Genomic DNA, 24,782 nt, shown 5'->3' with positions numbered 1-24,782 from the left:
ACCGGGTTCTTTTTTTATTTCTCGATTCCGTCTTTTACTTCTTTCACCATTTGCAACATGGATTCCAGGCCGCCTCCTGATAAATACCATGTAGCTGAGTCAAGGTAGACAACATGGTTGTTTTTCACGGCTTTCACCGATTTTACATAATCATTTTCAACCACTTGTTTCGTTGAAGATTTTGTGCCGATCGCTGTTCCGCGGTCAACGACAAACATGTAATCAGGGTTTGTTTTGGCGATATATTCATAGGAAATGCTTTGTCCGTGCAGTGATGCTTCGATGTTTTTGTCAGCTGGTTTAACGCCGAACACATCATGAATGAAGCCGTATCTTGATTTAGATCCGAACGCGCTGATTTTGCCGTCGTTCGCCATCACCACTAGACCGTTTTTATCCGTGCTGCTTGTCTTTTTCTTCAGATCGGCAATGGACTTGTCAATGTTCGCAAGCTTATCTTTCACTTCATTTTCTTTGTTAAAGATTTTGCCGATCACTTCGGTGTTGTGTTTGAATCTGTCAACGTAGTTTGTATAGTCATCATCAAGATAAATCGTCGGCGCGATTCTTGAGAACTCTTTATAAGAATCAGATTGTCTGTGGGCGATAATGATTAAATCCGGATCAATATCTGCGACTTTTTCAAAATCCGGTTCTTTTAAACCGCCTGTATTGGCGTATTTATCACTATTATATGAAGATAAGTATTTTGGAAGGTTTTGTTTCGGAAGTCCCGCCACATGATCCTGTAAACCGAGTTCATCCATCGTGTCCAGCATTCCGAAGTTGAATACGACGACTTTTTTCGGGTTCTTCGGCACTTTGACTCCTTCTTTGTTCATGTCGTCCTTAATCGTGACCATTTCTTTTGATTTGCCGGATGTTTTGTCCCCGTTTCCGCATGCAGAAACAACAAAAATCGTAACGAGCGCAATAAATAGCAATGCGAATTTTTTCATGTCTCTCACCTCATCTGGTTTTTAAGAAAAATACACACCGATCCGCTGACTGTCAATCTCTTGAATCGGAATAGTCATATCATAAATGTCTTCAAGCACGGAAGTGTCAATAATCTCCTCCGCCGGCCCTTCTTTGACGATCCGGCCGTTTTTCAGAGCAACGATATGGTCTGAGTATACGGAAGCGAAGTTGATATCGTGAATCACTACGACGACCGTTTTTCCGAAGTCCTCCACAAGCCGCTTCAACAGCTTCATCATTTCAACGGAATGCTTCATATCTAAATTGTTCAGCGGCTCATCGAGAAAAATATAATCCGTATCCTGAGCGATAATCATCGCGATAAACGCCCTCTGGCACTGGCCTCCGCTGAGCTGATCGAGATATTTATCCTTTAAGTCGTCAAGCTTCATATAACTGAGGGCCTGGTTGATGTGCACCCAATCCTCATCCGTCAGCTTCCCCTGGGAATACGGAAATCGGCCGAAGCTGACCAGGTCTTTAATCGTCAGCCTGATATTGATTTGGTTCGTCTGCTTCAGGATGCTGATTTTTTTCGCCAGATCATTGCTTTTGCAGGAACCGATCTCTTGACCGTCAACCGTGATTTCTCCGGAATCCGTCTTAATCAGTCGGCTCATGATAGACAGCAGCGTGCTTTTTCCCGCGCCGTTCGGACCGATAAACGAGGTAAGCCTGCCCTTTTGAATGGAAAGAGACGTTTTCTCAAGGACAACTTTCCCGCCGTATTGTTTGCTTACATTTTTGACCTCTACCATGATTTATTCTCCTTTAACAGCAGATAGATAAAATAAATCCCGCCGGCAAAATTAATGATGACACTCAGCGTTGTGGAAAACGTGAACACTTTTTCCACGACGAACTGGCCTCCGACAAGCGCGATGATGCTGATCAGAACAGACCCCGCGATTAAATACGTGTGCCTGAAGGTTTTTAAAAACTCTCTCGCTAGATTGACGACAAGCAGTCCTAAAAACATAATCGGCCCGACAAGAGCCGTAGAGACAGACACAAGAACAGCGACGACAATGAGCATCTGTTTCACAAGCTTATCGTAATCAATCCCAAGGTTGACGGCGTGTTCCCTGCCGAGCGACAGCACGTCAAAAAAACGCGTGAACCGCCAGACATAAATGCCTGTCAGAAGAAAGACGGCACCGGCAAATCCTAAAAGATCGGTGTTGATATTGTTAAAGCTGGCAAACATTTTGTCCTGAACAACCTGAAACTCATTCGGATCAATCAGCATCTGCATAAAGGATGACAGACTGTTGAACAGCGTGCCGAACACGACGCCGACAAGCAGAAGGAAAAACACGTTCCGCCCCTCGCCTTTAAACATGAGCTGATATAAAACGAGTGACAAGAGCACCATCAGCCCGACGGAGATGACGAAATTAAGGTTTTTGTTCATCATGACGATATTCATTGAACCGAACAGAAACACGATGACGGTCTGAATGAGCATATACAGGGAATCGAGGCCTAGAATGCCCGGTGTCAGTATGCGGTTATTTGTAATCGTCTGGAAGATGACCGTTGAAAATGCGATCGCTCCCCCGGTGAGCATCATGGCAAGCACTTTGAAGCACCGTCTCGGCAGGGAGTATTCCCAGTTGCCCAGTCCGTAGAACAAAAAGAATCCGATACATATCATGGCGAGCGCCGCCAGCAGCGTAATTTTTTTATTATGACTCATATGCTTTTCTCCTTAACAGCATATACAGGAAGATGCCGCTGCCGATCACACCGACCATCAGGCCGATGGAAATTTCGTAAGGGAAGATGATCACCCTTCCCAAAATGTCGCAAAACAGCACAAAAACAGCGCCCAAGAGAGCTGTGTGGGGCAGACTGCTCCTCAGGTTGTCCCCTTTGTAGATCGACACGATATTGGGAATGATCAAACCGAGAAACGGCAGCATCCCGACGGTCAGAATCACAAGTGAAGCGATAAGCGACACGATAATCAGACCGATATTGACGACGCGTTTGTATTTCAGGCCGAGATTGACGGAAAAGCTCTCTCCCATTCCCGCCACCGTAAATTTATCCGCATAGACATAAGCGATGATCACAAGCGGGATACTCAGATATAAAAGCTCGTACCGGCCTTTGACGACCAATGAGAAATCCCCCTGAAGCCAGGACGACAGATTTTGGATCAGATCGTATTTATACGCGATAAACGTGGCGACTGAACTGACGATATTCCCAAGCATTAAACCGACGAGAGGAATAAAAATCGCATCATTGAACTTGATTCTCTCGAGGATTTTCATGAACAGGAAATTTCCCGCCAACGCGAAAATAAAAGCGATAGACATTTTCACAAGCGGACTCGCTGACGTAAAAAGCATTAATGAAATCAAAATCCCGAGCCTTGCCCAGTCCATCGTTCCCGCAGTCGTCGGCGATACAAATTTATTCCGGCTGATCTGCTGCATGATTAATCCGCAGATGCTCAGGCTCATGCCGGCAATAATAATGCTCACCAAACGCGGCAGCCGGCTGTCAAATAATGTACTTGCCTGTTCTTTATTTAAATGAAAAATATCCAGCGGCGACAAGTCTTCTACACCGATAAAAATAGAAGTACACGCCAATACCGCCAGTAGCAAAAGTAAGTAACGTAGCTTCATGCTGCCTCCCCGCACCCATCACAAACGGTATGACTCATTGCCAAACAACTCCCATACATCCCCACTCGTAATGATTATCATTATCAACGACAATTATAATCTTATCATCTTTCCAAGCGCAGTCAATACGGTTTTGCTTTTAAAAGCGGTCATCCGCGGGCCGTACACTAAATTCTTTTACAATCAGTCTATCAAGAATTTGCAGGATTTACTATAACCTTCATTTGGCTGCTTATCATTTTTTGCACAGGATGACACACTTTAAGGAAGCAAATCTGACAAACAGCGACGAAATTCCTCTCTGTGAATACAAATGTGCTTTCCACGTAGAAAAAAACCCTTGATTTACCTCTTTGAAAGAGAGATAATAAAAATTAAATTTGTGAGAAAATTTAAATATTAGGGGATGTAAATCATGAAAGTTGTAAAATTCGGAGGCAGCTCCCTTGCGTCAGGAGCCCAGCTTGAGAAAGTGTTTCAAATCGTGACGGCCGATCCCGCGCGGAAAGCCGTCGTCGTATCGGCGCCGGGAAAACGCTTCTCGGACGATACAAAGGTGACGGATCTGTTAATCCGCTGTGCGGAGCATTATTTGCAAAAAGGAGCGGCTCCCGAGCTCGCCGAAGCGGTCATTGAGCGGTACGCCGCCATCGCGCGCGAGCTGGATCTCGATCCCTCTATTATAGAAAGAATCCGCCGTGACTTATTCGCTCTCTTAAACAGCAGCAAAGCCAATCCCGATCAGTATATGGATGCGGTGAAAGCGAGCGGCGAGGACAATAACGCGAAGCTGATCGCGGCCTACTTCCGCAGGCAGGGCGTGAAAGCCGAATACGTAAGCCCGAAAGAAGCGGGGCTGTATGTGACGAATGAACCCGGCAGCGCACAGGTGCTCCCTGAGTCTTATGATCATTTGTACCGTCTGAGAAACCGTGAAGGCTTGATCATTTTTCCTGGTTTTTTCGGCTATACGAAGGAGCATGAGATTGTGACGTTTTCCCGGAGCGGTTCAGATATTACCGGCTCCATTCTCGCCAACGGCTTAAAGGCCGACCTGTACGAAAACTTTACCGATGTGGACGCCGTCTATTCCGTCAACCCGTCAATCGTGCAGCATCCGAAAGAAATTAACGAACTGACGTATCGGGAAATGCGTGAGCTCTCCTATGCCGGGTTTTCCGTTTTTCATGATGAAGCGCTGATTCCCGCTTTTCGGGCCGGCATCCCCGTTCAGATTAAAAACACGAATAATCCTGATGCGAAAGGAACGCGCGTCGTCAGCAGCCGCGACAATACGAACGGGCCTGTCATCGGCATCGCAAGCGACACGGGCTTTTGCAGCATCTACATAAGCAAATATTTAATGAACCGGGAAATCGGTTTCGGCCGCAAAGCCCTTCACATTTTGGAGGAAGAAGGATTGACGTATGAGCACGTTCCATCCGGGATTGACGATATCACAATCATCCTTCGGCACAATCAGATGGACTTAGAACTGGAAGAGAAGCTCGTCACCCGTCTGAAGCAGGAACTTCAAGCAGATGAAGTCACCGTCAGGCACAATCTGGCGCTGATTATGGTAGTGGGCGAAGCGATGCGCCATAATGTCGGCACAACCGCCAGGGCATCCAAAGCGCTGTCGGGAGCCGGCGTCAACATCGAGATGATCAATCAGGGATCATCGGAAGTCAGCATGATGTTCGGGGTGAAAGAAGAACAGGAAAAACACGCGGTGCGGGCGCTGTATGACGAATTTTTCGCCGGGGTCTTACTCTCATAGGGCACAGCCTCTTTTTTCTCTTGTCCACTACTATCCCTTACAAAACAGCTTCTGAAACATATTGTATGGTATAGACAATATGGAGGTGAAGCAAATAATGGGATACTCAGGAGAAGGAATTAGCTCTTTCGCTTTGATCGTTGTTTTATTTATCCTGTTAGTCATTGTAGGTACTGCCTTTGTTGGCGGTTTCTAAGCATCACTCCGTCTATATGAGGACGCTGCGGGTTTTGACCTGCGGCGTTTTCTTTTTTTCTTTGAGCCGCTTCCATGCACGCAAAAAAAGACTGCTGAGAACATTCTCAGGCAGTCTTTTTCTTTGTTCAGGTTATTTTCTTCTCACGTCATTCCTCTTTCAGTTACATGGAAGTCAGCCTGATCTGTCTGGCCTGCACCTGCAACTGTAAAAATCGCGGCGGCTGCTAAACAAATAACAAACCATTTAGATTTCAATTTCATACAAACCCTCACTCCTTTGTATTTGTTTTCTTGCCTCTTCGACTTTCAGAAAATAGTCAGAAGAAATTTTAAAGCAATTTTGTTCATAGTAATATTTAGCTGCTTCTAGTGCTAAATCCTCTATATCGGCGTACAAATTTTTATTCTCCAGGTAGCAAAAACACGCGCTGATTGTTTCCTCATCCGGTTTCGCCTGATACAGAGCCTGCAGCCATTCGAATTTTACCGTGTAAACGGGATCGTCTGTTTCTTTAGCATATTCATATCCCCGCCTGTGATATTCCGACGCTTTATCTTTTTTTCCGAGTTTAAAGTAAATGAGTGTGATTAGAAAATATGCTTGAGGAAGAGAATTGACGATTCTTTGTGATTCAAATGTATCAACCGCCCGTTCAAAGTAAGGAATCGCTTCGTCGGTGCGGTCCTGATTGTAGTAGCACAGTCCGAGGTTATACAGCGCCCTCCCGACAAGCTGCGCTTTTTGTTCTTTTTCAGCCATTTGCAGAGCGTGCTGAAAATGTTTGGCCGCCTGTTCAAAACGTCTTTCATCCATTAAATTGACGCCGAACACAAAATGGCATTGAATGATCCGGACGTTGTATGTGTCCTGCTCTACGTAAATTTCATAAGCATTCTTTATATGTATCAAAGAAAAATACGTTTGTTTCATATGATAATAAGCTTCGGCCACCTTAAAATAAAACTCTGCCCGCTCCACGTGGTCCGATACGAAGGCCAGTTTTTTCTCAGCCTGTTTATAATACGTAATCGCTGATATAAATTCTCTTTTATCAAATTCAAACATGCCTTTGAAAAAGTTGACGTAATAATCGAGAAGCCCTTTGAGTCCGGCCTGGCTGTTATCAATATTATCAAGAATTTCCGACAGGGTCGGCTGGTCTTCTATCTTCAGTTTTTCCAGCGGCTCCAAGTAGTCCAGCATCAGCTGATGGCGAAATTCCATGAGGGAATAATAAAGCACCAAGTTCGAATCAGGCTCCATATGGTCAAGCTCTTGTTTGATCTCGGCCTTCAAGATCTCCGCATCCGGCACGCTGAATGTTCTTATGTATCGATACCACTCGTTAATCTTCTGCCCGACTGCTGAAGAAGGAATTAACCCGCTCTTCATTCCTTCACCCTCCCCATCCAAGACCTGTTTACCAGTTATTTTATCACGTTTCCGTGTCTTTCCATCCCGAAAAACACGCAAACTTTGTTTCGGCAGAGCGCAATTTTTCGCAGTGAAGATGAAACAGCCGGCAGCCAAACAGGACTGCCGGTTTTAAAATGATTCATGTTTCGTATTCAGCGGAAGGCGGATTGTAAAGGTTGTGCCTTTTCCCTTTTCGCTGTCAATGTCTATCGTGCCTTTGTGCATTTCGACGAGCTGCCTGACGATGGACAGGCCGAGTCCGTATTCGCCGTATGCCGTATTCGTTCGGGACACATCCGCCTTATAAAAACGCTCCCATATGTGCTCAATTTCTTCTTTCGAAATACCGATTCCGGTGTCTTCGATTTCAATAACTGTTTCCTTATAGCCTTCATACCCGCGCAGCGTAATGTCTCCGTTTTGCGTGAATTGAATGCTGTTTTTCGTAATGTTGACGAGAATCTGGATCAGCCTGTCATAATCGGCGAACACTTTGACGCCGTCCTCCGCTTCAATCCGGAGCCGGTTTTGTTTTTCCTCGGCCTGCTGATTGAGATGCTCTTTAATAATCTCAAACACCTCGATGAGCGGCAGGCTCAGCTTGTCCAGCTTGATCTGCTGGGATCTGATTTTTTCATAATCCAGGTTTTCTTTCACGAGCCTGAGCATCCGCTTCGTTTCTTCGCTGATCAGCGAGAAGCATTTCTCTTTATCTTTTTCCGGGATGGTGTTGCTGTTAAGGCCCTCCACCAGCCCGTTAATGGTCGTCAAAGGCGTTCTCAGCTCATGGGAAACATCGGCGATAAATTGGCGCCTCCGCTTTTCAAGGCGGTCAATCTGCTCTCTCGATTGCTTCAGATTTTTAGCCATCGTATTGAAATCGGACGCCAGCATGCCGATTTCATCGCCGCCGCTGTTCTTGAGCGAAATATCGTAATCACCGCAAGCCACTTTTCCCGTCGCATCCCGCAATGTCTGAATCCGCTTGACGTGAAACTTAGATAAAAGCCAGCTTAACAGAATCGTGATGATAAGGGTGCTGATAATCGCGTAAATCATATAGCGGTTGACCTGGCTGATCATCTGCTCGACCCCTCTGACAGGAGACACGAGCAGCACCGCGCCTTTAAATTGATTGTTGATAAAAAGCGGTTTTGCGACGAGCGATACTTCTAAGCCTTCCGTATTAAAACGATTCATCTCCGCTCTGATCTGAACGGTTTTCCCTTGCTTCAGCATGCGCCACTCTTTACTTTTCAGCTTCTCGCGCGGCGGCATATCGTCAGGAAAAAAGTAAGGCCGCTGATGTTCATCAAAAATAATAAACCTTGTCTCGCGCGTTTTTAACATGTCCTGATACGGATACAAGCGGCGCAGATCAAGTTCGCGCCCGTTCAGCTCACTTGTGATCTGTTGGGCATAGGATGACAGCTCATCCACTTTGTTTTGATACGCAAAATCTTTCACAAAATGTGAAAACAGGGAAATGATGATGAAAAAGGCCAAAATCAAAATGCTGACATGGCTCAGCAACAGCTGATATAAGTATTTAATCCTCATCAAATTTGTATCCTACCCCCCACACCGTGTATAAAAACGTTTTTTCGTCACTGGACAGTTTTTTGCGCAGCCGTTTAATATGAACATCAACCGTACGTTCATCGCCGTAAAATTGATAGCCCCACACCTGCTCAAGCAGCTGCTCTCTTGAAAAAACCTGGCGCGGGTTCTGTGCGAGATAAAAGAGCAGATCAAATTCCTTCGGTGTCAGATTCTCGACAGCCTTTCCGTGCAGAAACACTTCCCGCGTCTTCTTATTGATTGAAAAACACGCCGTTTCGATCAAGTCATCGCTTTTTACGGCCTGCCCCGTCGCCCGGTATCTTCTGATCACCGCTTTAATCCGCGCTACAAGAGTCAGCGGGCTGAACGGCTTGGTGACATAGTCGTCGGCCCCCATTTCAAACCCGATCACCTGATCAGACTCCGTGTCCTTTGCGGTCAGCATAATAATCGGCACACTGCTCGTCTCTCTTATTTTCCGGCAGATCGTCACTCCATCCATGGACGGAAGCATAATGTCCAGAATGACCAAATCCCACTCCTCTTCTGTGAACCGCTGATAGCCTTCCACTCCGTCATGGACAAATTCGGCTTCAAATCCTTCTTTAAAAAAGAACATTTCCGTCATGGTGCATACGCTTATATTGTCTTCTATCATTAATATCTTCATTGGTTCCTCCGCTTATCTTGACGCTTTTACTTATAATAGCACCATTTTACCCGGATATTTTCGCGTTTCACAATTGTTAGTTTTTATTTCATCACCCGGAAATAGTTTGTTCATATTTTTTTCATACATTTCTCCTACTATATACATATCGGATGACCGGTGCTAAAGAAGGCCGGTTTTACAAGATCTGACACCCACACGGAGGAACCGACATGAACTTTATAAAAAGAGCCTTTTGGAGCATGAAGGCAAAAAAGGGAAAAACATTTTTGCAGCTGGTTGTGTTTTCAGTGATTTGCATTTTTGTCCTGTCCGGTCTTACGATCCAAACTGCGGCAAAGAAATCAAGCGAACTGGCAAGGCAGCAGCTTGGCGGAAGCGTCACACTCCAGGCTGACCGCCAAAAGCAAATGGCGCAGCAGCAAAAAGACGGTGAAAAGAGGTCGTTTGAGTCAACGCCGATTTCCGTCTCGGATGCAAAGAAGCTTACATCCTTACAGCACGTTAAAAATTACAACTTTCTCACGACAGCGTCAGCAAATGCAGAAAGCTTTGAGGCGATTGAAAGCTCAGACGAGTCAGCCAATAATAATTCCGGCGGCAGCCGTTTTCAAGGCGGCGGCGGAAGACAGATGATTTCAGCGGATATTTCGGTCGAAGGCGTGCTCTCTGCGGCATTGCTTGACGATTTCACGAGCGGCGGCTCAAAAATCACTGACGGACGCAATATCACAAAAACAGATGCGGACGCAAAAGTCGCCGTGATCAATGAAACGCTGGCAGATCAAAACAAGCTGAAGGTCGGCAGCTCCATTACCGTTTCCTCAGCAGCGGATGATTCGGTGAAAACGAAGCTTAAAATTGTGGGAATCTATAAAACAACATCATCAGGAGACGATCAGGCACAGCATTTTTCGTTCTTAAATCCTGACAATAAAATCTATACACCTTACACCGCCGCGGCGGCGTTAAAAGGATCTGATAACAAAAACAACATCAGTTCAGCCGTTTATTACATGGATGATGCCAAATATATTGACTCATTCGTTGCGGCTGCGAAAAAAACATCCATAGATTATAACACCTACACGCTGACGGCGAACGATCAGGTGTATCAGCAAATGGTCGGCCCGATTGAAAATGTCGCATCGTTTTCTAAAAACGCGGTGTATCTGGTATCCATCGCGGGCGCGGTCATTCTCGGATTAATCGTGATGATGTCGATCAGGGAACGCAAATATGAAATGGGTGTCTTAATGGCGATCGGTGAAAAGCGCTGGAAGCTCATCGGACAATTTTTAACGGAAATTCTGGCTGTCGCTGTCATTGCCATCGGCATCGCATCCGCAGCAGGCAGCCTTGTGGCGAATCAGCTCGGAAACCAGCTTCTTTCCCAGCAGATCAGCTCAGCCGATGATTCACAGCAGCAATCAGCAGGCGGCTGGGGCGGCGGAGAAATGTCGCACAGAGGCGGCTGGGGCGGCCAGCATTCATCCAGCGCGGACGTCATCAGTACGATGCAGGTAAACGTCTCGCTGAATGATCTTCTGATTCTTGGCGGAATCGGCATCGCGATTGCCGTCATCGCCACATTACTGCCGTCTGTATCAGTCATGCGGCTTCATCCTAAAACCATTCTGACCAAGCAGGAATAAGAGGAGGCAGCGTAATGAGCTTATTAACCTTTCAGCAGGCCGGCTATTGGTACAAAGACAAAACACAGCCGCTGTTTCAGAATATAACGATCAGCTTTGAAAAAGAGAAGTTTTATACAATTGCCGGCGCCTCCGGAACGGGAAAAACCACGTTTCTGTCACTGGCGGGCGGCCTTGATACACCTAAAGAGGGAAGCATCCTTTATAACGGAGAAGACATCTCCAAAATCGGATTAACCAAATTCAGAAATCAATATGTTTCTATCGTCTTTCAATCTTATAATCTGATTCCGTATATGACGGCGCTCCAGAACGTCACAACGGCGATGGAGATTACCGGTTCTAAGGAGAAAAACAAAGATGCGTTCGCGCTCAGCATGCTGGAAAGGGTCGGCATCACGGAACAGCAGGCCCGGCAGCGGGTGCTGACATTAAGCGGAGGACAGCAGCAGCGGGTTTCGATTGCGCGGGCTTTCTGCTGTGACACGGATTTGATTTGCGCGGACGAGCCGACGGGAAATCTCGACGAGGATACGTCAAAGGAAATCGTCCGGCTCTTTCAGGACCTGGCGCATAAAGGCGGCAAATGCGTCATCATGGTCACGCACGACGAACAAATCGCCAAAGTTTCGGATATCAACATCCGCTTATCAAGAGGAAGTTTCACGGTAAAAGCAAACGGCACGGCCGTTTCCTGATACCGCGCCCCTGCCAGCGCAGACAGGGGCGCACCCTATATCCCCCCTATTCAATAGAAGTGAACGTAAAAAAAGCGAGGGCTGCATCCCCTCGCTTTTTTTATTTATATCAGCTGTAAATAGCGTTCAATATTTGATTGGCCGGCTGCTTTAATCAATTCTTCCGCCTTTTCCTCTTCCCCCGGCAAAGCGAGCCGGAGTTTGTCTTCAATGTCTTTTTCAGAAAGACCGTTTCCCGGCGCTCCCTTCGGACAGTCGATACGTGTTTCATAGACATGATTGCCGGAAGCCGTGACCCGTACAATTGTAAAACGGCCCTTCGGAACGGCGTTGTCAGCCGGCTGAATTTGATCATCATAGCTTCGGTGAATCCTCGCAAACCCCTTTTGAAGGGATTCCGGAATCGGCTCGGAGGTAAAGTGTTTTGCTGAAAAATCTTTACCGTGCAGAGCCAGGGCAATCACATATTCCACGCTGAAGCGCCCCGCTTCGCCTGTTTTCGGGCGCCGTTCTGTCAATGCGGCATCCCCGCCCGGCGGATAAATAACGTCGGTCCGTTCCATTTGGCCGAAAGTGAGACCGTGCTCAGCCTTCAGCTTGAGAATGGCGTCCGCCGCGTGATGGGCCGCCGAGCAAAACGGATAAACCTTAAACCAAAGCCCCGGGCTCACAATCCGCCAAGGGTTTCCCCACCCGTTTAAAAGCAGGGTTTCTGCCCGTTCAAGATCGCCGTACAGTCCGAAGAAGCCTTTCTCCCCGTCAAGCGCATGATCCGACCCGCCAAAACCGGCCTTCGCAAGCTTTACGGCGAACAACCCGGCTTGAGCGGCCAGTCCGGCATGAAGCGGCTTCATTTCTGTACCGAACTGCACCCGCATGCCTCCGGAACGGGCGGCCGCAAAGCCGATCGCTTTTTGCAATTCGTTTTGATTGAGGTTCTCCGCGAAACCGACGGCGCAGGCCGCCGCAATCGCGCCTAACGTTCCCGTATTGTGCCAGCCTTTCTCGTAATGGTGTCTTCCCGCTGACTCACCGAGCCGCGCCATCACTTCGATGCCTGTCACGTAAGCACCGAGAAAACGGCTTTCGTCTATATGGCCGGATGATGCCGCTGCGATCAGAGCCGGAAGGATGACCGCGCTCGGATGTCCTCTTACATCAGAATGAACATCGTCAAAATCAAGCGCATGGGCAATGAATCCGTTAATCAGCGCGGATTGGGACGGCGTTGTTTTTTGATTTCTGCCGATAAGCGGAGCTGTCGGCGCCCCGCCTTCTTCTTCGGCCAGTTTAATCAGCTTCTCAATGCCTTTATCCCGTCTCCCCGCAAAGGCTGCCGCTGTAAAATCAAGCAGGCCTTTGCGCGCTTCTTTCATCGCTTCGGCGGATGTTTCCGGTACAGACGACATGACGGCCTGAGCAAGCCCGGCCGTCAGATGTTCCGTATTCATTCCCCCTGCTCCAATACATTAACGGCCAGCCGGGCAAAAAACTCAGCCGCTTTCGGGAGCGCTTTTTCGTCGAGTGTGAAGGCGGGATGGTGCCATTCTTCCGTTCCGTTTGTTCCCATCCAGACGAAGAAGCCGGGGATTTTTCCTTGATATAACGCGAAGTCTTCCCCGCCGGGAGACTGTTCTGCCCGAACCGTTTGAAGCCCGAGATCTTCAGCCGTCTGTTCCGCCGCATGGATGAAACGGGCGTCGTTCATCACTGACGGAAGGTAAGGATACCAGCGGAATTCGGCTTCTGCCCCGAATCCGGCCGCGATTCCTTCGGCAACCCGCTTCATATGTTTCGGAACAGCGTCACGCGCTTCTTTTTGAAACGTCCGGACGGTGCCTTCCATTTCCACATGGTCCGGGATGACATTCCAAGAGCTGCCGCCTTGAACTCTTGTGATGCTGACGACGGCGTTGTGAAGCGAGCTGATATTTCTGCTGACAACTGATTGCAGGCCGCCGATGATCTGCCCTGCCGCCTGAATCGGATCAATGCTGTTATCAGGGATTCCGGCGTGGCCGCCTTTTCCTTTAACAGTGATTTCAAAGCGGTCCACACTTGCCATCAGCGGGCCTTCTTTCAGACCGACCGTACCGACGGGGAGGTCGGGTTTGTTATGCATGCCGAATATTGCCGATACACCGTCAAGCGCGCCGGCTTCAATGACCTGTCTCGCTCCGGCGGCGATTTCTTCCGCAGGCTGAAAAATAAACCGCACCGTTCCTTTCAGCTCGTGCTTTCTCTCATTTAATAAGAAAGCCGTGCCGAGAATAGATGCCGTATGGAAGTCGTGGCCGCAGGCATGCATGACGCCGCTGTTTCGCGAAGCAAACGGAAGGTTTGTTTTCTCTTCGATCGGCAATGCGTCAATGTCCGCTCTGACGGCGATGACCGGGCCGCTTTTGTCTCCTTTGATTTCGGCGATCACTCCGGTTTGAAGTTTCGGAATATCAAGAACCGTGATCCCCTCTTCCTCCAGCCAGCGGCGGATTTTATTCGTCGTTTCGTATTCCTCGCCTGACAGCTCAGGGTGTTCATGAAGGTCGCGGCGGATATTGATTAAACGTTTGTTTAATGATTCATACGTTTCTCTTGCCATTTCTTCTTCGTCCCTTCCTATACAAGCTCAGCAGGCTCTCCCACTTGCTTTATAAATTTTTTCGTCCGTTCGTTCTGCGGATTGTCAAACAGCTCTTCCGGTGTTCCCTGCTCGATAATGCGTCCGTCCGCCATAAAGATGACCTGGTCGGCCACTTCACGCGCAAAAGCCATCTCATGTGTGACGATGACCATGGTTGTCTGTTTTTCGGCAATTGATTTGATGACTTGAAGCACCCCGGTTACAAGCTCAGGGTCAAGGGCCGAAGTCGGTTCATCCAGTAAAATCGCGTGAGGGTCAACGGCCAAAGCACGCGCAATGCCGATCCGCTGCTGCTGCCCGCCTGACATCGTAATCGGGTAGCTGTCCGCTTTTTGCTCTAAACCGACTTGCCGCAGCAGATCCATACCGATCTGTTCCGCTTCTTTTTTCGGTTTCTTTTGCGCGGTGATCAGCGCTTCTGTCACGTTTTGCAGCGCGGTTTTGTTTTTGAAGAGATTGTAATTCTGAAACACCATCGCCGTCTGCTGGCGAAGCTTGTGTACGTCTTTGCGCGAATAGGACACTGCATTCAGCTTGGCATCACCGATTTCAATAATGCCGTCATCCGGGCGCTCCAGCAGATTCAGGCAGCGGAGGAGCGTTGATTTTCCTGAGCCGGACGGACCGATGATGGCCGTGACTTCGCCGCTTTTGATCTCAAGATCGATCCCGTCAAGTACGGTAAGGTCTTTAAATGCTTTTCGAATATGTCTGACTTGTATCATCCTGAGCCTCCTCCTATGTGCGATAAGGCTTGCTGATCGCCCGTTCGAGCAGATCCTGCAGCACGCTGTAAATAATCGTAAGAATCCAGTACATGATCGCAACGGCTAAATACGTCTCAAAATATTTGAGGTTGCCTGATGCGTACATTTTTCCTTGGGCGAACATTTCCATCACTCCTAATGTAAAGGCGAGCGATGTTTCTTTTAACAGGCCGATAAACGTATTTCCCGTTGCGGGAAGCGCGTTTCTGACGGCCTGCGGGAAAATGATCCGTCTGTACGCCTGTGATTTTGTCATTCCGACGGACAGGCAGGCTTCAAGCTGCCCTTCATCGACTGAGTTGAGCGCGGCGCGGAAAATTTCAGCGAGGTAAGCGGCATTTTTCAGGCTTAGCCCGATAATCGCCGCCGTTAACGCCGTCATCTTGCTCATTCCGGGGAACAGCTGAGGCAGGCCGTAATAAATTAAGAAAAGCTGGACGAGCGTCGGCACACCCCGGAAAAATGAAATATACACCTTTGACAGCTGGTGAAGCACAGGAATACGATTTTTTGTGATAAGCGCTAATATAAGGCCGCCGATCACGGCAAATACCATGGCCGCGACGGCCATTAGTAATGTGATCGGCAGGGCTTCGATTAACGCGGGAAAAGCTGAAAACATAAATCCCCAATCAATGCTGTTCATTCTCGATTTTCACCGCCGTTTCTTAATGCTTTGCTTCCGTTGTGATATCTTCTTTAAAGTACTTTTCAGACAGCTTTTTGAGCGTGCCGTCTTTCCGCAGTTCTTCAATGGCTTTGTCTACTTTTTTGCGGATTTTATCGTGAGCCGCATCCTTTGCAAACGGGAAGGCGACTTTTTCATAGACAATCGGATCTCCTGCTAATTTCAGAGGCAGGCCGGTCTTTTTGATTTGGGCGATCAGGACGCTGCGGCTGTTTACATAAGCGTCAACACGCCCGTAAGCCACGTCTTTCAGCGTGCCTTCTTGTGTTTCATACGTTTTAATGTTGATTTTTTTATCCGGGTCCTTGCTCTCAAGGTTTTTCGCGTGGTTTGAGCCGAGAACGGCCGCCACTGTTTTTCCTTTTAGATCATTGACTGATTTGATGTCTTTGTTGTCGTCTTTGACGACGATTTGAGTGCCCGCATACGAATACGGTTCTGTGAAGTTATACGTTTTCTTGCGTTCGTCCGTGACAGCGACCTGGTTTGAGATGGTGTCGAGTTTGCCGGTCTGGAGCTCTCCCATCAGTCCGCTGAATTCAAGCAGCTTCCAGTCCAGCTTCATGTTGATTTTTTTCGCAACGGCTTCCATGACATCCACGTCAAAGCCGGTCAGCTTGCCGTTTTCTTTATATGCGAACGGATAGCTTTGCCCCGTGGCGCCGACATGCAGCACGTTAGCGCCGCCTTCGCTTTCTTTGCCGTTTCCGCATGCTGATAAGACCGCCAGAAGAGCGGCAGAGAGCAGCAAAGCCCATGTTTTCTTCTTCATTGAAATCCCGCCTTTTCCTATTCATATGTTAATCGTGCAATTGTTTTTTTAAATAGATGGTGATGTGCCCTTTTCCTAAATCCTTTTCGCCTGCGCGGACGTAGCCTTTCCGCTCGTACATGCCGATCAGCCACGGATGCTTGTCCGCTGTGCCCAATGATACGAAGGGCGCTTTTAGTGTATCGCGGAGCACTGTATTCTCCAGCCACTCCAGCATGTCTGAGCCTGTCCCTTTTTTTCCGGTTTCAGGGTCGACGGCGAACCACCAAATATGAGGGACACCGTACGGACCGGGATTCGGCCCCCACGGCATCCGCAGAGAAATCGTCGCCACGATGCGTCCGTCTTCCTCCAGAACGTAACAGGCGTTTTTTTGTATATTATTCAAAACGAGCTCTTTGTCCGCCGTTGCCGCGGCAAAGTTGATGCCGAGCTTACGGATCGGTTCATATGCCCTCAGTGTCAGTGAAAGCAGTTCATCAGCGTCCGCTTCCGTTGCGAGCCGGTATCGTTTTGACATAATGAGCCCTCCTTTAATCGGCATATCGGTTTGCCGGTTTTTCCAGTCCGAAATGTTCTCTCAGCGTCGTTCCTTCATACTCTTTTCTGAACACGCCCCGCTCTTGTAAAATCGGAATCACTTTGTCTACAAAAAGAGTGAGACCTTCAGGCAAAAGCGGCGGCATAATGTTGAAGCCGTCACAAGCTTGTTTTTCGACCCATTCCTCCATCTTATCGGCAAGCTGTTCAGGCGTTCCGACAAAGATGTGATGGCCTCTTGAACCCGCCACATATTTGTACAGCTCGCGGATGGTCATGTTATCGCGTTTGGCCATCTCCTGAACGAGCTTGAACCGGCTTTTAACGGCATTTGACGCTTCCGCATCCAATTCAGGCAGCGGGCCGTCAAGCGGGTAAGCGGAAAGATCGACGCCGCCCAGATAGTTTTGCAGAATGTTCAGGCCGACAGACGGGATGATGAGGTCTTGAAGCTCTTCATATTTGGCCCGCGCTTCTTCTTCGGTATCGGCGATAACGGGAAAAATCCCCGGCATGATCGCGATTTTTTCAGGATCACGGCCGTAAGAAGCCGCTTGTTCTTTAATAGATTGATAGAATTCCTGCGCGGATTCCAGATGATTTTGCGCGGTGAAAATGACCTCCGCCGTTTTAGCTGCCAGCGCCTTTCCGTCACCTGATGAGCCAGCCTGAATAATGACCGGGCGGCCTTGCGGTGTGCGGGCGACATTTAACGGCCCTCTCACGGAAAAATAGGTTCCTTTATGATTCAATTCATGCATTTTGTCTTTTTCGAAAAATGTCCCTGACTCTTTGTCGCGGATAAAGGCGTCTTCCTCCCACGAATCCCATAACCCTTTGACGACTTCCACGAATTCTTCCGCGCGCTGATATCTGAGATGGTGCTCAAGATGCGTTTCACCGCTGAAATTAAGCGCGGTCGATTCAATTGATGATGTGACGACATTCCAGCCCGCGCGGCCGTTGGATAGATGATCCAGCGATGCAAATTGTCTCGCGATATGGAATGGTTCGCTGTATGTGGTAGACGCGGTCGCCGTCAGACCGATGCGGGATGTGACCTGAGCGAGCGCCGACAGCAGGGTAAACGGCTCAAAGCGCGTCAGCACATTCGGATGCGATTTGCTGTCTATTGATAAACTGTCCGCCAAAAACAGCATGTCCAATTTCCCCCGCTCCGCTGTTTTCGCCAGTTCTTTGAAATAATCCAAATTCATGCTCGCGTCCGCCGGCGCCTCAGGATGTCTCCAAGAGGCGACATGATGGCCGGTGCCTGCGAGAAACACACCGAGTTTGATTTCTTTTTTCTTTGTCATGACGGATCTCCTTCTATAATGAAATACGGTGCGGAACATATTAACACCACTAAACCTATATTTCCTATTAAATTTATAAGAATAAATCAAAATGTACAATTGTCGGGCAAGTTTGTCAATGCATTAAGAAAAAAATCATGATTTTAAAAATAACCCGGCGCACCGGCCGGGTTATTTCTTCGAAACGGTATAGACGCTCCCTTTGACTTTTTTCTTGATGACGGCAATGATAAGCAGCAAGACGGGGAACAGCACTTGAAACGGAAGATGAATATAGATCGGCACAATGTTTAAGCCTTCATTCATATGTTCCGAAAAATTGCTTGCGATGCTGATGGAGAGAATCAGCACCCCCAATCCGACCGGGAAGGCCAGCTGCGACGGATTTTTTTCTTTAAACAGCGTGGACACGCCCACGACAACCGCATATGTAAAAAGGCTGACTTTGAAAAAACCGCCGATGACGAGCACGAGCATGAAAAAGACATCCAGCCGGTCTAAAAACTCTTCCACTTTAATCGTCTGTATGGTGCTCAGCAGCGGGAATTGAGAGCGGAGCATTAAGTTGACATCAAGCACACAAATATTAATTGCCACTGACATCGCCAAAAACAGACCGCTGATGATAATCGCCAGAAATCCTGTTTTCTTCATCTTTTTCCGATCTTTTAAGTAGGGGAATATCATGACAAACACGATTAATTCACCGAACGGGATGAACATGGTCTGTTTAAATACGGAATAAATGACCGTCCCCATCCCGTCCGCCAAAACAGGCTGGAGAAATCTCAGGTTTATCGTGCCGGAGCTGATAATGAGGATCAGCCCGATGGCCGTCAGGAAATACATAATGCCAAACAGCAGCTCGCCGGCTCTCGCTATGACTTCAATTCCCTTTCTGACCGCAAATATCGCGGCGAGCATCAGCATGCCATTCACAATTAGAAGGGGCGTGTCCTGATATGCGAAGGTGACAAGCATTTCGCCAAAATCCCTCAATATGCGGGCGGCGATATAAGCAAAATAGAGAATATAAAGAAGAGAGACCGCCCAGCTCAGATGCCTGCCGATCAGTTCGGTCATGTAATCTCTCGGAGAGGACTCAGGAAAATATTGATACAGCGCCTGATATACGTAGAAAAGTCCGAGACCGGTAACGCACCCGAGAAGCACGGACAGCCATGCATCCCGCCCGGCCATCGTGCCCGGCGGGATCAATAACGAACTGCCCAATTCAAACAAAATGATCATAACAAACAGCTGGCGTGTGCCGATTTTCGCATTTTCCATACGCTTCGCTCCTTTCTCCTCAAATCAATCATGCTCAAGCTTGTCTGAGAGAGGGTTATTCCGCAAGCCCGTTCTTCTGATAATGACTTCCGTTTTTACGTCCACGGGGATGTTGGGGAAAATTTCTTCATCCCACTTCCCTTCGAGCTTTTTCCATTTGTCCGGATGTTTTCGATAGATCAGGTCTCCGAACCCGACGAAATCATTCTTATGGGCTTTAATACCTTCAATTGATTTGGTGATATCTCTATCAAGCTGCGTGCTGAGCGCCTTTTGCATGACCATGATCACTTTCGGATCAGACAGATGGAAAGGGTATCTGACAGCGTCCACAAGCCCTTCGACCTCAGCATGAACGTGAATATGCGGTTTTCCGTTCGGAAAAGTGGCCGTCACCTTTGTATTCTGGCGGGTGACCTGCAGACTGATGGCATGCTTCACGTTCTTCCAATCCGCATTGATGAACGTATGCTTGATTTTGTTCAGCAGCCATACAGCGCCGACACTGTCATCATCCTCGATCCAGTAGTCCAGTCTCCCATCCTTTTTGAACACCGCCAGTCCGTCCGCTGACAGCACCGCTTTCGGTTCAGTCGTCTGCGTATTTTCCATCGTAGGGCCGGCTTTATCGTCTCCGTGCATTTCATAACCCGGAATAAACGGCGACCCGGTCGGAGAAGCGAGATCAATCAGAACGTCCTGAAGGCTTGTTTTCACGACTCTGCCGTATTGTTCCTGTGTGAAGCTGAGCGTCTTGTTCACTTTATTGGAAGGGATTTTATCAATCGGCGTCAGTACTTTAATAATGTCTTCAGCCTTGCAATTATGCGCAATAACCGCGGTTGCGGTTGTTCTGAATTCGGTATCACGGTCAAGATTGTCCAGAATAAAATTGAGTCCTTCCTCTTTCGCGAGCTTTTCACTGAACACCACAAGATTCGTATGCGCAAAATAGAGCCTTCTGGACACCTTCATCGAGGCTTTTCTCAAAGCTTCCGTCATATTGTCTCCGGACACGGAATAGACGGAAACCGGCGGCCGGTCTCCCGCTCCGCCGCCCTGCAGGCCGCCGGCTACGTTTCCCGGGTTGATAATCTGAAAGTGAAGGACGTACTTTCCCGATTCGGTACGGTCAATACCGATGGCGGAGATTACGGCCAAATCGGTCAGCTCCCTTTTATCCCAGCATCCTGATACAAACATAAGAGAAACCATCGTACAAAGGAGGAGTATCCATTTACGTCTTTTCATTGCCGCCGCCCTCTTCTACATCTTTATTAACCATTCCTCTGGATGTCTCCGGTTTCGGTCTTTGATGTTCTCCTTGGCGCCTGTTGTTTTTCTGCACGAGCAGCCCCGGCCTTTTTTCATCCGCCCATAACGGAGCGCGGAAAATGGAATCCTTCAGCCCGCCCGGGGTCAAAGGAGCGAGCGGGGACATATACGGAAAACCGAACGAACGCAGTCCGCACAGATGGACAAACATCATGATAATGCCCAGAATCAGCCCGTAAAATCCCATGACGGCCGCGGTCAGAATAAAGACAAACCGGATCAGGCGCGCAGATATCGCCATGTCAAAAGCCGGAGTCGCAAAGCTGGCAATCGCCGTCAGCGCGACGACGATCACCATGGCCGGGGAGACGATGCCGGCCTGTACGGCGGCCTGGCCGATGACAAGCGCTCCGACAATCGAAACGGCGGAGCCGACCACTCTCGGAAGACGGACGCCCGCTTCCCTGAGAATCTCGAAAGCCACTTCCATCGTCAGCGCTTCAATTACGGCCGGGAACGGCACGGTCTCCCGCTGGGCCGCGATGACGATCAGCAGCTGCGTCGGAATCATTTCCTGATGAAAGGTCGTCGCCGCCACGTAAATCCCCGGCGCCACCAGCGAAATGAAGAAAATCAAAACCCGAAGCAGCCGGATGCTCGTAGCGATATCAAATCGGGAATAATAATCCTCAACCGATTGAAAAAATTGAATGAATAAGGCCGGCGCGATAAGAACAAACGGCGTTCCGTCCACAATAATCGCAAATCTTCCCTCCAGCAGATTCCCCGCCACAACGTCCGGCCGTTCCGTATGATACACAGTGGGAAATACGGAAAACGGCGCGTCTTCAATAAGCTGTTCAATGTAGCCGGATTCCAGAATGCTGTCGATGTCAATGTGCTTCAGCCGTCTGCGGACTTCCTTAATCAGCTTTTTCTCGCAGATTCCGTTAATATACATCAGCGCGACGTCCGTATTCGTTTCGTGCCCGATCTCCATTTTTTCCACCCATACATCAGGATTTTTTACATACCTGCGGATCATGGAAATATTGGTTTGCAGAGATTCAGTGAATCCCTGCCGCGGTCCGCGGAAGGACACCTGAGTGCTCGGTTCTTCAATGGACCGCTGCTCTCCCCCTTCCGTGCTGGCGATCAGCGCCTTGTCAGCTCCGTCGACAAAAATGAGCGTGCTGCCCGCCACCAGCCCGGCATAAAGGCTTTTCCATTTCTCTTCTTCTTTTACTCCGCCGATCGCAAGCGTTTTTTCATATATCAGGCAGACCGCCTGTTCCGGCTGAACGGACGGGATATCAATTAAATCCTCCAGCAGGGATTGGCTGACAAGCTGCTCGTCTACCAAACCGGCGATATACACGATCGCAGCCGGAAGCTCTTCTTTTCCGATTTTCAGCCGGCGGATGACGACATCGGCACTGTTGCCGAATCTCTCAGACAGCTTCTTCATATTTTCCTTTAAGCTTGCGGAGATCGGCTCTTCCCGCTCTTTATCTGATTTGGTTTCCGCTTCTTTTCTATCTTCATTGTCACCGTTCTTTTGATCGTCTTTTTTTCGTTTCTTCTGCTTAAAAAATGGCGGCATATCGCAAAAAACCTTTCCTTGTTTTTTTCATATTCTTCCTGTACGGCAAAAGATTATGCACGGCGGATAGTCTGTATAAGTTTTGCGTAATCGAAAAGGATAAAAAGGGAGAGTGATGTGCATGAAAATATTAGGAGTTTCAATTTTTTTGTTGGCTGCCTGTCTGATGATTTCGATAGGAACGGATATGCTGCAAGGTTTCAGTCTCTATGGAGCGGTTCGAAACAACCTGTCCGCTTTTAAATTAATGACCTTCTCGGAATGGCTGATGCTGTTTTTCTTCGCCCTCTTTTTAATGAAAGAAATGCTGGCTTTATATAAATCAGGTAAAAAAGATGCCTGACAGGCGCACGGCTGTATGGTGTCAAAAAAGAACACATCCCTCCCGTTGTCGGAGTTCATGTGTTCTTTTTATTTTTCCGGCGGGGATGGTTTTCAGATGACGATATTTCCGATTTCCGTATCTGTCGTGTGTTTCACAATGACGCCCTTGATAATGCGATTGCCGATGATTTTGGTGCTTGCCGAGGAACTGGTTTGGATGGCGGATGCAGAAGCGGCGGAAAGGTTGTTGATGGTATTGCCCGAAATGAGGGAATTGGAGGCACCGTTCAAATAGATGCCGATCGGGCTGCCCGCCGTTCGGTTGATCGTGATCGTATTGTCTATGACTTCATGCGTGCCTGAGTTCAGATACACGGTAACGATAAGCGGTGATGATTCAAAGCGGTTGCCGATGACAGAGGTCCCTGAGGATGTTGAACTGAAAATGGGGTAGTTTTTGTAGCTTTTGAAGAGATTTCCCTTAATGACAGCCCTGGCGTCATTTGTAACAGATACGGCATAGGACTCCGCGGCGCCCTGAAACGCATTCGGGATGAGCGTATTTCCTTCAATGACGGCATTTCCGCCTGTGACCCATATGCCCCGGCTGAATGATGTCAGCACATTCTGTTTTATAGTGATATTGCCGGCTGACATGCTGATTCCGTCTGTTACCTGATTCAGAGTGTTATTCATAAAGACGGCGTTGTCCGAGAGCGTCGCCCGCATCCCCGTGCTTCGTCTCGTTTCGGAACGTCCGTTTTCAATGACATTGCCGTCAACGGTCACATCTTCCGCCTGATAGACGGAAATACCCGCATTTTCAAACTGATTGATTTTGTTGTGAGTGACGAGGACGCTTTTTCCTCTTACATCTATTCCCGTGGAAAAACCGGTAATCAGATTGTTGGAAATGACGGCATTGCTGCTGTCCTGTCCTTGGGATACACCTTGTCCGGCGATTCCGGTCCTTGAGCCGCCGTTTGACCAAAAGAGAACATTCCCGGAAATGACGGTATGTGCGCCGTATCCGTAGCTGATTGTGTTGTCGGAATGATTTCCTTCAATTAACACATGATATCCGTTAAAGTTGGTGACTGAGCTTGCGGCATTACCGGAAAAGAAGTTGTTGCGGATCGTAATATGAAGAGCCTCTTCATAATCAACATCGCCTTCTCCGTACGATTCAATGTCGATTCCGAATTTCGGAGCTGTTCCGTTCCCTTGCCCGGCGTCTTCGATCACGCATTCCTCCACCGTAATGGTATTGCAGCCGGTGATTGAAATGTTGTTCCGTCTTGACTCCCTGATCTCACAGCGGCGGATGGTCACATGTTCTGATGTTTCGTAATCACTGTTTGTTTTTAAACCGAGCGGGCTGACAATAATGCCGTCTCCCGTAAAATCCGATATTTTCACATTTTCGATCAGCACATTGCTGCTGCCTTCAATACAGATGCCAAACCCCCATTCATGAGTCGACCGCAAAGGAACATTGGTATACGTGTGTTCATCCCGTTCCCCGATGATGCGGCCGCCGGTGATGGTGACATTTTCCCGCCTGCCTATATAGAAAGCCGAATAACCCCAGGAGCTGTTCGGCGCCACTTTAATCGTGCATTCCGGATCCATGATGATGGAGAGATGGCTCGGCACATTAATTCCCGCGTTCCTAAACGGCTGGCTTTTGTCACCGCCGAGCGTGCCGTTGATTTTATATGTTCCGGGCGGAAAAAACACCGTATGACTGCCCTCGCTGACAGCTTTGGCCAAGCATTGATTGATGGCGGCCGTCACATCGGCAGTCCCGTCTGCTGCCACACCGCAATCCGTTATATCTAAAATACGATTCGGCAAGTCATAATCTCCTCCTTCCTCTCTTATTTCATCTTATTCCGTCATAACCCGCCCCGCCTGTACATACTATAAATTTTATTAAAAAAGTTTATATAGATAGTTTAG

Annotated in this window: 24 protein-coding genes; 5 read left to right on the top strand and 19 right to left on the bottom strand. The window is 48.4% G+C overall.

Translation table 11 applies throughout. The features are described from left to right. Window positions 1-14: 14 nt before the first annotated feature. Genes ABDB98_RS01965 through ABDB98_RS01950 form a run of 4 tightly spaced genes read right to left on the bottom strand, consistent with a single transcriptional unit; the run spans window position 15 to window position 3,623 of the window. A complete protein-coding gene (locus ABDB98_RS01965) occupies window positions 15-959 on the bottom strand; it encodes a siderophore ABC transporter substrate-binding protein (RefSeq protein ID WP_438421196.1) in 945 nt (314 codons plus the stop codon). Between the two features lie 21 nt (window positions 960-980). Beyond that, the gene (locus ABDB98_RS01960; RefSeq protein ID WP_047476235.1) at window positions 981-1,739 is read right to left on the bottom strand and encodes an iron ABC transporter ATP-binding protein; all 759 of its coding nucleotides are present in this window, start codon (window positions 1,737-1,739) and stop codon (window positions 981-983) included. Beyond that, on the bottom strand, window positions 1,733-2,680 hold the full coding sequence (locus ABDB98_RS01955) for an iron chelate uptake ABC transporter family permease subunit (RefSeq protein WP_045926247.1): 948 nt from the start codon (window positions 2,678-2,680) through the stop codon (window positions 1,733-1,735). The genes ABDB98_RS01960 and ABDB98_RS01955 overlap by 7 nt, the downstream gene beginning before the upstream one ends. Beyond that, window positions 2,670-3,623 (bottom strand): ABC transporter permease, encoded by a 954-nt coding sequence (locus tag ABDB98_RS01950; protein WP_016937258.1) that lies wholly within the window; start codon window positions 3,621-3,623, stop codon window positions 2,670-2,672. The genes ABDB98_RS01955 and ABDB98_RS01950 overlap by 11 nt, the downstream gene beginning before the upstream one ends. A gap of 415 nt (window positions 3,624-4,038) precedes the next feature. Here ABDB98_RS01950 and ABDB98_RS01945 point away from each other — a divergent pair, with 415 nt between their 5' ends. Together ABDB98_RS01945 and ABDB98_RS01940 are read left to right on the top strand one after the other, a co-directional pair. Next, window positions 4,039-5,403, top strand: coding sequence for an aspartate kinase (locus tag ABDB98_RS01945; protein WP_438421195.1), 1,365 nt, complete (start codon window positions 4,039-4,041; stop codon window positions 5,401-5,403). Between the two features lie 97 nt (window positions 5,404-5,500). After that, entirely contained in the window at window positions 5,501-5,599 is a 99-nt protein-coding gene (locus ABDB98_RS01940; RefSeq protein ID WP_016937260.1) for a YjcZ family sporulation protein, read from the top strand. Between the two features lie 143 nt (window positions 5,600-5,742). Here ABDB98_RS01940 and ABDB98_RS01935 read toward each other — a convergent pair whose 3' ends face one another. From ABDB98_RS01935 to ABDB98_RS01920, 4 genes are all read right to left on the bottom strand, one after another. Further along, on the bottom strand, window positions 5,743-5,862 hold the full coding sequence (locus tag ABDB98_RS01935; protein WP_016937261.1) for a PhrC/PhrF family phosphatase-inhibitory pheromone: 120 nt from the start codon (window positions 5,860-5,862) through the stop codon (window positions 5,743-5,745). Then, window positions 5,846-6,994, bottom strand: a complete 1,149-nt coding sequence (locus ABDB98_RS01930; RefSeq protein WP_438421194.1) for a tetratricopeptide repeat protein — start codon at window positions 6,992-6,994, stop codon at window positions 5,846-5,848. Before ABDB98_RS01930 ends, ABDB98_RS01935 begins: the two co-directional genes overlap by 17 nt. A 153-nt stretch (window positions 6,995-7,147) precedes the next feature. Further along, window positions 7,148-8,581 carry a sensor histidine kinase gene (locus ABDB98_RS01925; protein WP_162492439.1) on the bottom strand — a complete coding sequence of 478 codons (1,434 nt, stop codon included), beginning with the start codon at window positions 8,579-8,581 and terminating at the stop codon, window positions 7,148-7,150. Then, a complete protein-coding gene (locus ABDB98_RS01920) occupies window positions 8,568-9,251 on the bottom strand; it encodes a response regulator transcription factor (RefSeq protein WP_060963609.1) in 684 nt (227 codons plus the stop codon). Before ABDB98_RS01920 ends, ABDB98_RS01925 begins: the two co-directional genes overlap by 14 nt. A 212-nt stretch (window positions 9,252-9,463) precedes the next feature. On the opposite strand from ABDB98_RS01920, the gene ABDB98_RS01915 reads away from it, so the two are divergent. Beyond that, window positions 9,464-10,906: an ABC transporter permease gene (locus tag ABDB98_RS01915; RefSeq protein WP_438421192.1), complete on the top strand. Its 1,443-nt coding sequence runs from the start codon at window positions 9,464-9,466 to the stop codon at window positions 10,904-10,906. Between the two features lie 14 nt (window positions 10,907-10,920). Beyond that, window positions 10,921-11,604, top strand: coding sequence for an ABC transporter ATP-binding protein (locus ABDB98_RS01910; RefSeq protein WP_438421191.1), 684 nt, complete (start codon window positions 10,921-10,923; stop codon window positions 11,602-11,604). Between the two features lie 104 nt (window positions 11,605-11,708). On the opposite strand, the gene ABDB98_RS01905 is transcribed toward ABDB98_RS01910, so the two are convergent. The 10 genes from ABDB98_RS01905 to gerKA all read right to left on the bottom strand — a co-directional run bounded on the left by ABDB98_RS01905 (window position 11,709) and on the right by gerKA (window position 22,496). Continuing rightward, a complete protein-coding gene (locus ABDB98_RS01905; RefSeq protein WP_438421190.1) occupies window positions 11,709-13,055 on the bottom strand; it encodes an MmgE/PrpD family protein in 1,347 nt (448 codons plus the stop codon). Next, window positions 13,052-14,203 (bottom strand): M20 peptidase aminoacylase family protein, encoded by a 1,152-nt coding sequence (locus ABDB98_RS01900; RefSeq protein WP_438421189.1) that lies wholly within the window; start codon window positions 14,201-14,203, stop codon window positions 13,052-13,054. Before ABDB98_RS01900 ends, ABDB98_RS01905 begins: the two co-directional genes overlap by 4 nt. A 17-nt stretch (window positions 14,204-14,220) precedes the next feature. Next, the gene (locus ABDB98_RS01895) at window positions 14,221-14,970 is read right to left on the bottom strand and encodes an amino acid ABC transporter ATP-binding protein (protein WP_060963614.1); all 750 of its coding nucleotides are present in this window, start codon (window positions 14,968-14,970) and stop codon (window positions 14,221-14,223) included. Between the two features lie 13 nt (window positions 14,971-14,983). Next, window positions 14,984-15,658: an amino acid ABC transporter permease gene (locus tag ABDB98_RS01890; RefSeq protein WP_016937270.1), complete on the bottom strand. Its 675-nt coding sequence runs from the start codon at window positions 15,656-15,658 to the stop codon at window positions 14,984-14,986. A gap of 22 nt (window positions 15,659-15,680) precedes the next feature. Further along, entirely contained in the window at window positions 15,681-16,472 is a 792-nt protein-coding gene (locus ABDB98_RS01885; protein ID WP_060963615.1) for an amino acid ABC transporter substrate-binding protein, read from the bottom strand. Between the two features lie 28 nt (window positions 16,473-16,500). Then, window positions 16,501-16,992 carry a GNAT family N-acetyltransferase gene (locus ABDB98_RS01880; protein ID WP_016937272.1) on the bottom strand — a complete coding sequence of 164 codons (492 nt, stop codon included), beginning with the start codon at window positions 16,990-16,992 and terminating at the stop codon, window positions 16,501-16,503. A gap of 13 nt (window positions 16,993-17,005) precedes the next feature. Then, window positions 17,006-18,328 (bottom strand): LLM class flavin-dependent oxidoreductase, encoded by a 1,323-nt coding sequence (locus ABDB98_RS01875; protein ID WP_047476218.1) that lies wholly within the window; start codon window positions 18,326-18,328, stop codon window positions 17,006-17,008. A 171-nt stretch (window positions 18,329-18,499) separates the two neighbouring features. After that, entirely contained in the window at window positions 18,500-19,618 is a 1,119-nt protein-coding gene (locus tag ABDB98_RS01870; RefSeq protein ID WP_438421188.1) for a GerAB/ArcD/ProY family transporter, read from the bottom strand. Window positions 19,619-19,642: 24 nt separating this feature from the next. Further along, window positions 19,643-20,869: a Ger(x)C family spore germination protein gene (locus ABDB98_RS01865; RefSeq protein WP_438421187.1), complete on the bottom strand. Its 1,227-nt coding sequence runs from the start codon at window positions 20,867-20,869 to the stop codon at window positions 19,643-19,645. Beyond that, window positions 20,856-22,496, bottom strand: a complete 1,641-nt coding sequence (gene gerKA, locus ABDB98_RS01860) for a spore germination protein GerKA (RefSeq protein WP_438421186.1) — start codon at window positions 22,494-22,496, stop codon at window positions 20,856-20,858. The genes ABDB98_RS01865 and gerKA overlap by 14 nt, the downstream gene beginning before the upstream one ends. 121 nt (window positions 22,497-22,617) lie before the next feature. On the opposite strand from gerKA, the gene ABDB98_RS01855 reads away from it, so the two are divergent. Beyond that, entirely contained in the window at window positions 22,618-22,839 is a 222-nt protein-coding gene (locus ABDB98_RS01855; RefSeq protein ID WP_060963620.1) for a hypothetical protein, read from the top strand. A 92-nt stretch (window positions 22,840-22,931) separates the two neighbouring features. Here ABDB98_RS01855 and ABDB98_RS01850 read toward each other — a convergent pair whose 3' ends face one another. After that, a complete protein-coding gene (locus ABDB98_RS01850) occupies window positions 22,932-24,677 on the bottom strand; it encodes a right-handed parallel beta-helix repeat-containing protein (protein ID WP_438421185.1) in 1,746 nt (581 codons plus the stop codon). Between the last annotated feature and the right edge of the window lie 105 nt (window positions 24,678-24,782).

Origin of the sequence: Bacillus siamensis (assembly GCF_051628075.1) — a bacterium.
Lineage (GTDB): Bacteria > Bacillota > Bacilli > Bacillales > Bacillaceae > Bacillus > Bacillus siamensis.
The sequence above is the reverse complement of the archived record's forward strand: the minus strand, read 5'-3'. Positions and strand labels throughout refer to the sequence as shown.